We start from the raw sequence: 10105 nt of genomic DNA on the forward strand, positions 1-10105 counted from the left end.
GTCAGCGGCTGCCGGGCTGGTAGAGACGGTCGAACTCGCCGCCATCGGCGAAGTGGGTCGCCTGCGCCTGCGGCCAGCCGCCGAAGGCGGCATCGACGGTCACGAGGCGCACGTTGCGGAACTGCTCCCTGAATTCGGCGAACACCGCCGGATCGCGCGGGCGCAGATAGTGCTTCGCGGCCAGGCGCTGGCCCTCGGGCGTGTACAGGAAGCGCAGGTAGCCCTCGGCGAGGGCGCGGCTGCCCTTGCGATCGACGACCTTGTCGACGACGGCGACCGGCGCATCGGCATCGATGCTGAGCGACGGGATCACGACATCGAAGGCGTCGGGGCTGAATTCCCTGGTGATCTGCAGCACTTCGCTCTCGAAGGTCAGCAGCACGTCACCGATGCCGCGCTGCATGAAGGTCGTCGTCGCGGCACGGCCGCCGGCGTCGAGCACCGGCACGTTGCGGAACACCTTGCCGACGAACTCGCGCGCGGCCTCGTCGCTGCCGTATTGCTCCTTCGCCCAGGCCCAGGCGCCGAGGTAGCTGTAGCGGCCGTTGCCGGCCGTCTTCGGGTTCGGGATGACGATCTGCACGCCGTCGCGCCCGAGATCGGGCCAGTCCTGAATGCCTTTCGGGTTGCCCTTGCGCACCAGGAAGACGATGGTCGAGCCGTACGGCGCCGAGCCGAACGGCAGCGCCTGACGCCAGTCGCTGCGGATCAGGCCGGTCTTCGCGATCGCGTCGATGTCGGTCTGCTGGTTCATCGTCACGACATCGGCGGCGAGCCCGTCGATGACGGCGCGCGCCTGCTTGCTGGAGCCGCCGTGCGACTGGTTGACGGTGACGGTCTCGCCGTGGCTGCGCTGCCAGTACGGCACGAACTGCGCGTTCACGTCCTTGTAGAACTCGCGCGCCACGTCGTACGAGACGTTCAGCAGGTCCCTGGGCTCATCGGCGCGGGCACTGCCGCCGACGGTGAGCACGACTGCGCAGGCGACAGCGAGCAGCGGGCGGAGAAAGCGGGGGGCGAAGCGGGACATGCGGCAATACCTCGGCAGGAGCGCATCTCATGGCGGCCGAGCATATCCGCGGATTTTATATTGCTTAAAATAATAATGAATTAGTTTTATATTCTTTTTTTGTATAAATGCGCGTGCATCAGTCCGGATCGGCAGCAGCGTCGGGCGGAAAATCCACATCCTCGTAGATCAGCGCCATCGGCAGCGTGCAGCCGAGCGCGGCCAGTTCGACCGCCTCGTCGTCGCGAAACGGCTGGAACAGCCAGTCGCCGGCGGGCCTGCGCCGGAACACGTCGACGCTGCGCAGCTCCGGCTCGATCAGCACGTATTCCTGCAGTGTGTCGATCTGCCGGTACAGATCGAACTTGCGGCTGCGGTCCCAGGCGGCCGTCGAGGGCGACAGCACCTCGATGATCAGCAGCGGATGGGCGATGAACAGATCGGTGCGCCGGTCGCGTTCGTCACTGCTCACGCTCACGTCCGGGTAGCAGGCCGCATCGGCGCTGGCAATGCGCAGTTTCATGTCGCTGGCATAGACGCGGCAGGGCGTCCCGCGCACGAGATTGCGCAAGGCCGACGTCAGGTTGACGGTCACCGTGACGTGGTTGCGACGGGCGCCGGTCATCGCGAAGACTTCGCCGTTCAGGTACTCGTGGCGCAGCTCCTGCGTCGGCTCCCAGACCAGATAGTCCTCGAACGTGAAACGGGTGCAGGCTTGCGGCAGGCTCATGTCCGTGACTCCGGGCAGGCGACGGGTCCGAGTATGGCCCGGCTCGCCGGGCCGTCGCGAGTGTTTGTCGGCGCCGGCGCCGGTGCTAGACTCCCGCCCCCGCATCCCCTTGAGTGCGTTGAAAACTTTACTGACGCTGCTCCGTCGCAGGAACCCGATGCCGCGCAAACTCTTTATCAAGACTCACGGTTGCCAGATGAACGAGTACGACTCCGCGAAGATGGGAGACGTACTGCGCGAGTCACACGGTCTGGAACTCACCGACGATCCCGCCCAGGCCGATGTCCTGCTGCTGAACACCTGTTCGATCCGCGAGAAGGCGCAGGAGAAGGTCTACTCCGAGCTTGGCCGCTGGCGCGAGCTGAAGCTCGAACGCCCGGGCCTCGTCATCGGCGTCGGCGGCTGCGTCGCCAGCCAGGAAGGCGCGGCGCTGCGCGAGCGCGCGCCCTTCGTCGACGTGGTGTTCGGCCCGCAGACGCTGCACCGGCTGCCGGCGCTGCTCGCGGCGGCCGACGAGCACCGCGGCGCCGTCGTCGACGTGTCCTTCCCCGAGATCGAGAAGTTCGACAGCCTGCCCGAGCCGCGCGCCGAGGGACCGACCGCGTTCGTGTCGGTCATGGAAGGCTGCTCGAAGTACTGCACCTTCTGCGTCGTGCCGTACACGCGCGGCGAGGAGGTCTCGCGGCCGTTCGATGACGTGCTGGTCGAGGTCGCGACGCTGGCGGCGCAGGGCGTGCGCGAGGTCACGCTGCTCGGCCAGAACGTCAACGCCTACCGCGGCGTCATGGCCGATGGCTCGATCGCCGATTTCGCGGCGCTGATCGAGGTGGTCGCGGCGATCGACGGCATCGACCGCATCCGCTACACGACCTCGCATCCGATCGAGTTCAGCGACCGGCTGATCGAGGTCTACGCCAGCGTGCCGGAACTGGTCGATCACCTGCACCTGCCGGTGCAGAGCGGCTCGGACCGCATCCTCGCGGCGATGAAGCGCCGGCACACGGTGCTCGAATACAAGTCGAAGATCCGCAGACTGCGCGCGATCCGGCCGGATCTGTCGCTGTCGACCGACATCATCGTCGGCTTCCCCGGCGAGACCGAGGCCGATTTCCAGGCGACGCTGAAGCTGATCGACGAGATCGGCTACGACCACAGCTTCAGCTTCCTGTACAGCCCGCGCCCGGGCACGCCGGCCGCCGAACTGCCCGACGATGTGCCGCTGGAGCAGAAGAAGGCGCGGCTGCAGCTCGTCATCGACCGCTTCAACGCCAATGCCGCGCGCATCGCCGCCGGCATGGTCGGCACGGTGCAGCGCGTCCTGGTCGAGCGCCACGCGCGCAAGGACGCCCGCCAGCTCGCCGGGCGCACGCCGAACAACCGCGTCGTCAACTTCGACGGGCCCGAGCGCCTGATCGGGCATTTCGTCGACGTGCGCATCACCGAGGCCCTGCCGAACTCGCTGCGCGGCGAGTTCGTCGCCTGCGAGGAGATCGGCATGCCGGCTGCGACGGTGGCGAACGCGTGAATACCGTCCTGCCCGCACCGCTGCCCGCCGCCGACGGTGCCGTCACACAAGTCCTCGACCTCGAACCCGCCGACAACGCCCGTCTCGCCCAGCTCTGCGGCCACCTCGACGAGCACCTGCGCCAGATCGAGCGCCGGCTCGGCATCACCATCGCCAACCGCGGCGGGCATTTCAGCCTCAACGGTCCCGAGGCCGCGACGCGGATCGGTGCCGCGGTCATCGAGGCGCTGTACCGCGCCGCCGGCGAGGAGGAGCTGAACCCGGCCCGGGTGCACCTGTTCCTGCAGGAGGCCGGCGCCGACGACATCGAGCTGCCCGATCCGGTCGAGGCCGAGCCCGAGGAGGTCGCGATCCGCACCCGGCGCGGCATCGTGCGCGGGCGCGGCATCAACCAGCAGCGCTACCTGTACGCGATCCAGCGTCACGACATCAATTTCGGCGTCGGTCCGGCCGGTACCGGCAAGACCTATCTCGCCGTCGCCTGCGCGGTCGAGGCGCTGGAGCGCGACGAGGTGCGCCGGCTGGTGCTGGTGCGTCCGGCGGTCGAGGCCGGCGAGCGGCTCGGCTTCCTGCCCGGCGACCTGGTGCAGAAGGTCGATCCGTATCTCAGGCCGCTGTACGACGCGCTCTACGAGATGCTCGGCTTCGAGCGCGTCGCCAAGCTGATGGAGCGCAGCGTCATCGAGATCGCGCCGCTCGCGTTCATGCGCGGGCGCACGCTCAACGACGCCTTCATCATCCTCGACGAGGCGCAGAACACCACGGTCGAACAGATGAAGATGTTCCTGACCCGCATCGGCTTCGGCTCGACGGCGGTGATCACCGGCGACACCTCGCAGGTCGACCTGCCGAAGGGCGTGCGCTCGGGTCTCGCGCATGCGCTGGAGGTGCTCGATGGTGTCGACGGCATCAGCATGACGCGCTTCCTGCCGCGCGACGTGGTCCGCCACCCGCTGGTGCAGCGCATCGTCATCGCCTACGAGCGCCACGAGCAGAAGCAGGGCGGCAGCGCATGAGCCGGCTCGCGCTCGACCTGCAGATCGAGACCGGCGCCGGCGCGCTGCCCCCGGCGGCCGATTTCCGCCGCTGGGCCGAAGCCGCGCTGGCCGGGGCGGATTTTCACGACCCCTGCGAGATGAGCGTGCGCATCGTCGGCATCGCCGAGAGCGCGGCGCTCAACGCCGGCTACCGGCACAAGGACGGCCCGACCAACGTGCTGTCCTTCCCGTTCGAAACCCCGCCCGGCATCGTGCTCGATGCCGAGCTGCTCGGCGATCTGGTCATCTGTGCCCCGGTCGTCGTGCGCGAGGCCGGCGAACAGCACAAGCCCGAAGCCGCGCACTGGGCTCACCTGACCGTGCACGGCACCCTGCACCTGCTCGGCTACGATCACCTCGACGATGCCGAAGCCGAGGCCATGGAAGCGCTCGAAATCCGCATTCTGGCCGGTCTCGGCTATCCGAACCCCTACGCAGACGACGAACGACCATGAAGGAAGACCGATCCGGCGACAGTACCGGCACGACCGGCCGCAGCTGGCTGGAACGCCTCGGACAGGCCCTCGCGGGCGGACCCGAGGATCGAGATGACCTGAAGGACATCCTCAAGGAAGCGCAGGCGCGCGGCATCATCGATGCCGAGGCCCTGTCGATGATGGAAGGCGCGCTGGCGGTTGCCGAGCGGCAGGTGCGCGACGTCATGATCCCGCGCGGGCAGATGATCGTCATGCAGGCCGACTGGCCGGTCGAGCGCCTGCTCGCCGAGATCATCGAGTCCGGCCACTCGCGCCTGCCGGTGATCGGCGAGGATCGCGACGAGGTGCTCGGCATCCTGCTGGTCAAGGACCTGCTGCGCTGGTTCGCGAGCGGTGCCGGCGAGTTCGACCTGCGCAGCTTCCTGCGCGCCCCGACCTTCATCCCCGAGAGCAAGCGCCTCGACGTGCTGCTGCGCGAGTTCCGCGCCAACCGCCTGCACATGGCGATCGTCGTCGACGAGTACGGCGGGGTCGCCGGCCTCGTGACCATCGAGGACCTGATCGAGCAGATCGTCGGCGAGATCGACGACGAGCACGACGAGGCCGGCGATGACGGCGACATCCGCCAGATCGGCGAGCACGAGTACATCGTGCGCGCGCTGACGCCGCTCGCGGACTTCAACGTCCGCTTCGACGCGCATTTCGACGAGGACGAGGCCGACACCGTCGGCGGCCTGGTGCTGCTCGACCTCGAACGCGTGCCCAAGCGCGGCGAGGTCGTCGAGATCGAGCGCTTCCGCTTCCGCGTGCTGCGCGCCGACAACCGCCGCGTGCACCTGTTCGGGCTGAGCGTGCTCGACCCGGTGGTGCCGGTGGACGCAGCGAACGCCTGAGGCCGGGCAGCGGCGCGTGCGCAGCGCCGCCATGCGCTCCGTATGCCGTCGCGCCCGGCGTCAGCCGGGCTGGTGTCAGGAGGAACCGTCGTGGACGAGTGGACGCAGCGGCGCGCGCGCATGGTCGAGGAGCAGATCGAGGCGCGCGGCATCCACGATCCGGACGTGCTCGCGGCGATGCGCCGCGTGCCGCGCGAGGACTTCGTACCCGAGGCGATGCGCGCATGGGCCTGCGACGATTCGCCGCTGTCGATCGGCGACGGGCAGACGATCTCGCAGCCGTACATCGTGGCGCTGATGATCGCCGCAGCGGCGATCCGGCCCGGCGGGCGCGTGCTCGAAGTCGGCACCGGCTCGGGCTACGCGGCGGCGGTCATGGCCGAGCTGGCCGCGCATGTCTACACCGTCGAGCGCATCGAAGCGCTGGCCGCGCAGGCGGCCGGGCGCTTTGCGCGCCTCGGCTGCACGAACATCGAACTGCGCACCGGCGACGGCAGCGGCGGCTGGCCCGAGGCGGCGCCCTTCGACGCGATCCTCGTCGCCGCGAGCGGTCCGTGCGTGCCCGAGGTGCTGCGGGCGCAACTGGTGCCGGGCGGGCGGCTCGTGATGCCGGTCGATGACGACTGGGTGCAGCGGCTCGTGTGCGTGACGCGCGAGGCAGCCGGTTCGTACCGGGAAGACTTCCTGTGCGACGTGCGCTTCGTGCCGCTGATCGGCGCGCACGGCTGGGAAGGGGCGTGAGCCGGCGCAGGCCGGAGCGACGAAGGCATTCCGGCCCTGCTGCATGGATTCCCCGGCGAAATTGCCGGGGTTCGCAAGCGCACGCGAACCTGCGGGCTGCCGGGCGTCAGCCGCGCCGGGCCGCTTCCGATCGCCGCGATGTCGATTTTGCCCATCTGCATCATCGCCTCGAAAGCGCGCCTGGCGGCGGCACGATCGGGATCGGCGATGGCGGCCGTCAGCGCGCGCGGCGTGATCTGCCACGACAGGCCCCATGGGTCCCTGCACCAGCCGCAGGCGCTTTCCTGACCACCATTGCTGACGATCGCGTTCCACAGCCGATCGGTTTCGGCCTGATCGTCGGTTGCGACCTGGAGAGGGCCTCGCTGTGCCTGAACATCGGGCCACCATTCAGGCCGGGGCAAGGGATGCCGATCACCGTGAACTCGACCATCAGCACATCGCCCTCCTGGCCCGATGGATAATCGCCGGGCGCGCGATGCACCGTGCCCACTGCGCTGTCCGGGAAGGTGCCGGCGTAGAACCCCGGGGGCAGCAGGGCGCGGGCTGACGGCGCCTCGCGCTCCGTCGCGGTCCGCCCGGGCGCATCGGCTAGACTGCCGCTCCCGCCGCTGCCACCCCGTTCGTCGTGACCGCACCGCTCGCTGATCCTGCCGCTTCGCCCTCCGCCGTTTCCGCCGGTTCCACGGATTCCGGTGCCCCGGCCGCCGGCCGCCTCGCTGCCGGCCATCCGCTCGCGCTGCTGCTGGCACCGATCGCGGGTCTGCTGCTGCCGCTGGCGTTTGCGCCGTACCGGCTCTGGCCGCTCGGGCTGCTGCTGCCGGCCGTGCTGCTGTGGCTGATCGACGGCGAGCGCCCGCGGCGGGCGCTGCTGATCGGTCTGCTGTTCGGGCTCGGCAGCTACGGCCACGGCATCTGGTGGATCTACATCAGCCTGCACCGCTACGGCGGCGCGCCGCCGGCGTTCGCGGGGCTTGCGACCTTTCTGGTCGTGCTGCTGATGGCGGCCTACGTCGCGCTGTTCGCGGGGCTGCTGAACCGGCTCGCGCCCGCGCCCGGCGCCCGGCGCTGGCTGCTCGCGGCGCCGGGGCTGTGGGCGCTGCTCGAATGGGTGCGTTCGTGGGCCTTCACCGGCTTTCCGTGGCTTGCGCTCGGCTATGCGCAGGTCGAGTCACCGCTGGCCGGCTTTGCGCCGATCCTCGGCACCTTCGGGCTCGGTGCGCTCGTGATGCTGGTGGCCGGCTCGCTCAGGCTCGCACTCGCGCGGCTGCGCAGCGGTGCGCGCGCCGCGCTTGCGCCGCTCGCCGTCGCGCTGCTCGTGCCGGCACTCGGCTTCGGGCTCGGGCGCATCGACTGGAGCGCGCCGGCGGGTCGGGTGCTGGCGGTCGGCCACGCACAGGGCAACATCGCGCAGGAGATGAAATGGCGGCCCGGCAAGCTGGAGGAGACGATCGCCGTCTATGCCGGCCTGTCGCAGCGCGCGCAGGCGCAGGGGCATCGTGACCTGATCGTGTGGCCGGAGACGGCGCTGCCGGCCTTCCTGTCCGATCTCGACGACAACTTTCTTGCAGAGCTGCGCGCCTGGGCGGCCGAAACCGGCACCGACCTCCTGATCGGCGCGCCGGACGGTGATCGCGCCCGGCGCGACTACCGCAACGCTGTCGCGTCGATCGGGCGCACGCCCGGCGTCTACGCCAAGCACCGGCTGCTGCCCTTCGGCGAATACCTGCCGCTGCGCGGGCTGCTGATGATCTTCCGCGACTTCGTGCAGATCCCGATGGCCGACTTCACGGCCGGAGCCGCCGACCAGCCGCTGCTGGTCGCGGCCGGCGTGCCGGTCGGCGTGTCGATCTGTTTCGAGTCGGTGTTCGGCAGCGAGGTGCGCCGCGCGCTGCCGGCGGCGCAGTTGCTGGTCGTGGTCAGCAACGACGCCTGGTTCGGCGACAGCCTCGCGCCGCACCAGCACCTGCAGATCGCGCAGATGCGGGCGCTGGAGGCCGCGCGGCCGCTGGTGCGCGCGACCAACACCGGCCTCACGGCGATCGTCGATGAACGCGGGCGGATCACGGCGCAGGCGCCGGCCTTCGTCGAGACCGTGCTCGATGGCGACGTGCAGCCGCGCAGCGGCGTCACGCCCTACGTGCGCTTCGGGGACGGGCCGGCGGCAGGGCTGGCGGCCGTGCTGCTGCTGGCCGGAGCCCTGCGCCGGCGGGGCTGACGAGACCGGCGGTTGCGGCCGGCTTCCCTGCCGGACCGCCGGTTCGTCATGGCGTCAGTGCGGTTGCCGGACCGGCTCGGCGGCGGGGCGATCGGAATCGCGCTTGCCGTCGGCGTTGTCGAGCATCTGGGCGAGTTCCCAGACCTGGCCGCGGCCACGACGCAGCGCGTGCTGCTGCTGCTGGTCCTGGATACGGCGCAGGCGCTGCCGGTGGATGAGTCGCTGCATGGCGGTCGTACCGGTAACGGGCCCCGAGGCGGGCGAGCGCGAGCATACGCGCGTGTTCCTGAAAATGAAATTTTTTTAAGCCGGGAACTTCCGTCTTACGACGGATCGACGGGGCGTTCGAAGCGCGTATGCCCGCACTTCGGGCACGACGGAATCGTGCCGGTGCCGCGGAACTCGATGCGCTCGCCGCAGGCCTCGCAGGCCAGCGTGCCGGGGCCGGTGACCTCGCCGGTCTCGTAATGACTGAGCCGTTCCAGCGTGTCCGCGAATTCCAGCAGCTCCAGCCGTGACTGGTCGGCCGCGCGCCCGAACCAGTCGAGCAGGCGCTCCTCGACCAGTTCGGTGTCGAAGCGCAGCCAGCTGCCGAGCTCCTGGCCGGTCTCGGCGAGATGGCGGCCGGCGTCGGCGAGGTCGCGCCGCGCCCAGTGCGCGAGCAGGCCGGCTTCCTCCTTCGTCAGTTCGCCGAGGTGATGGGCGTCCGCGGCGGCGCGGTCGATGCGCGCGCGCAGCGGCGGCGTGGCTTCCGAGGCGTCCCGGTCGGCGTCGTGCAGGTGCAGGCGTTCGAGCAGCCGGGCGTAGGCCTCGGCGAGGCGGTGGCGCGGTTCGGTCATGGCGGGGTTTCCTCCGTACGGCGTTCCCGGCCTGCAGTCTCGACCCGGCGCTCACGGCCGGCAAGCACGGTCCGTGCTGCACTGTGCCGTACGGCGCGGCCTCGGGTATGCTTCGTCCCTTTTTCGGAACGCCACCTGAGCCCCGGGCCGAGCATGATCGAAGAGTCCTACCAGCCGCAGGCCGTCGAGGCCGCCGCGCAGCGCTACTGGAACGAGCAGCGCAGCTTCGAGGTCGCCGCCGACCCGGCGCGCGAGAAGTTCTACTGCCTGTCGATGTTCCCGTACCCGAGCGGCCGGCTGCACATGGGCCACGTGCGCAACTACACGATCGGCGACGTGATCGCGCGCTACCAGCGCATGCTCGGCCGGAACGTCGTGCAGCCGATGGGCTGGGACGCCTTCGGCATGCCGGCCGAGAACGCCGCGATCAAGAACAGCGTCGCGCCGGCGCGCTGGACCTACGAGAACATCGACTACATGCGCGCGCAGCTGAAGTCGCTCGGTCTCGGCATCGACTGGTCGCGCGAACTCGCCACCTGCACGCCCGATTACTACCGCTGGGAGCAGTGGCTGTTCACGCGCCTGTTCGAGAAGGGCGTCATCTACCGCAGGAACGGCGTCGTCAACTGGGATCCGGTCGACCAGACCGTGCTCGCCAACGAGCAGGTCATCGACG

The 10105-nt window shown here is 69.8% G+C and carries 11 protein-coding genes and 1 pseudogene; 7 read left to right on the forward strand and 5 right to left on the reverse strand.

All coding sequences use genetic code 11. From position 1 onward, the window contains the following. Nucleotide 1 precedes the first annotated feature (1 nt). Both PKE44_RS09840 and PKE44_RS09845 read right to left on the reverse strand, forming a co-directional pair. Complete coding sequence (locus tag PKE44_RS09840) at nt 2-1030, reverse strand: sulfate ABC transporter substrate-binding protein (protein WP_324550570.1); 1029 nt, start codon at nt 1028-1030, stop codon at nt 2-4. Between the two features lie 118 nt (nt 1031-1148). Beyond that, nucleotides 1149-1739 (reverse strand): Uma2 family endonuclease, encoded by a 591-nt coding sequence (locus PKE44_RS09845; RefSeq protein WP_324550572.1) that lies wholly within the window; start codon nt 1737-1739, stop codon nt 1149-1151. Between the two features lie 157 nt (nt 1740-1896). Between PKE44_RS09845 and miaB the strand changes: the two genes are divergently transcribed. The 5 genes from miaB (at nt 1897) to PKE44_RS09870 (ending at nt 6372) form a co-directional block, all read left to right on the forward strand. Beyond that, a complete protein-coding gene (gene miaB, locus PKE44_RS09850; RefSeq protein ID WP_324550574.1) occupies nt 1897-3264 on the forward strand; it encodes a tRNA (N6-isopentenyl adenosine(37)-C2)-methylthiotransferase MiaB in 1368 nt (455 codons plus the stop codon). Nucleotides 3265-3284: 20 nt separating this feature from the next. Continuing rightward, the gene (locus PKE44_RS09855; RefSeq protein ID WP_324550592.1) at nt 3285-4280 is read left to right on the forward strand and encodes a PhoH family protein; all 996 of its coding nucleotides are present in this window, start codon (nt 3285-3287) and stop codon (nt 4278-4280) included. Continuing rightward, nucleotides 4277-4756 (forward strand): rRNA maturation RNase YbeY, encoded by a 480-nt coding sequence (ybeY, locus tag PKE44_RS09860; protein WP_324550576.1) that lies wholly within the window; start codon nt 4277-4279, stop codon nt 4754-4756. Before PKE44_RS09855 ends, ybeY begins: the two co-directional genes overlap by 4 nt. Further along, nucleotides 4753-5631, forward strand: coding sequence for a transporter associated domain-containing protein (locus PKE44_RS09865; protein ID WP_324550578.1), 879 nt, complete (start codon nt 4753-4755; stop codon nt 5629-5631). The genes ybeY and PKE44_RS09865 overlap by 4 nt, the downstream gene beginning before the upstream one ends. Nucleotides 5632-5721: 90 nt before the next feature. Beyond that, nucleotides 5722-6372, forward strand: a complete 651-nt coding sequence (locus PKE44_RS09870; RefSeq protein WP_324550580.1) for a protein-L-isoaspartate(D-aspartate) O-methyltransferase — start codon at nt 5722-5724, stop codon at nt 6370-6372. A 106-nt stretch (nt 6373-6478) separates the two neighbouring features. On the opposite strand, the pseudogene PKE44_RS09875 reads toward PKE44_RS09870, so the two are convergent. Continuing rightward, nucleotides 6479-6910 (reverse strand): annotated as a pseudogene (locus tag PKE44_RS09875) (VOC family protein). Nucleotides 6911-7000: 90 nt separating this feature from the next. Between PKE44_RS09875 and lnt the strand changes: the two are divergent. Further along, a complete protein-coding gene (gene lnt, locus PKE44_RS09880) occupies nt 7001-8590 on the forward strand; it encodes an apolipoprotein N-acyltransferase (protein ID WP_324550582.1) in 1590 nt (529 codons plus the stop codon). A 54-nt stretch (nt 8591-8644) separates the two neighbouring features. On the opposite strand, the gene PKE44_RS09885 is transcribed toward lnt, so the two are convergent. Together PKE44_RS09885 and PKE44_RS09890 are read right to left on the reverse strand one after the other, a co-directional pair. Further along, complete coding sequence (locus tag PKE44_RS09885) at nt 8645-8818, reverse strand: hypothetical protein (protein WP_324550585.1); 174 nt, start codon at nt 8816-8818, stop codon at nt 8645-8647. 95 nt (nt 8819-8913) lie between these two features. Next, on the reverse strand, nt 8914-9429 hold the full coding sequence (locus tag PKE44_RS09890) for a zinc ribbon-containing protein (protein ID WP_324550588.1): 516 nt from the start codon (nt 9427-9429) through the stop codon (nt 8914-8916). Between the two features lie 156 nt (nt 9430-9585). Between PKE44_RS09890 and PKE44_RS09895 the strand changes: the two genes are divergently transcribed. Beyond that, nucleotides 9586-10105: class I tRNA ligase family protein (locus PKE44_RS09895; RefSeq protein WP_324550590.1), on the forward strand; the 520-nt coding region annotated here is incomplete at its 3' end.

The sequence above is a fragment of the Plasticicumulans sp. genome (genome assembly GCF_035331805.1).
Classification (GTDB): Bacteria; Pseudomonadota; Gammaproteobacteria; order Competibacterales; family Competibacteraceae; genus Plasticicumulans.

What these genes read in the sequence shown, in the direction of transcription:
- PKE44_RS09865 (WP_324550578.1), top strand. Translation starts at nt 4,753, where the DNA reads ATGAAGGAAGACCGATCCGGCGACAGTACCGGCACGACCGGCCGCAGC.
- PKE44_RS09885 (WP_324550585.1), bottom strand. Translation starts at nt 8,818, where the DNA reads ATGCAGCGACTCATCCACCGGCAGCGCCTGCGCCGTATCCAGGACCAG.
- miaB (WP_324550574.1), top strand. Translation starts at nt 1,897, where the DNA reads ATGCCGCGCAAACTCTTTATCAAGACTCACGGTTGCCAGATGAACGAG.
- PKE44_RS09890 (WP_324550588.1), bottom strand. Translation starts at nt 9,429, where the DNA reads ATGACCGAACCGCGCCACCGCCTCGCCGAGGCCTACGCCCGGCTGCTC.
- ybeY (WP_324550576.1), top strand. Translation starts at nt 4,277, where the DNA reads ATGAGCCGGCTCGCGCTCGACCTGCAGATCGAGACCGGCGCCGGCGCG.
- PKE44_RS09845 (WP_324550572.1), bottom strand. Translation starts at nt 1,739, where the DNA reads ATGAGCCTGCCGCAAGCCTGCACCCGTTTCACGTTCGAGGACTATCTG.
- PKE44_RS09840 (WP_324550570.1), bottom strand. Translation starts at nt 1,030, where the DNA reads ATGTCCCGCTTCGCCCCCCGCTTTCTCCGCCCGCTGCTCGCTGTCGCC.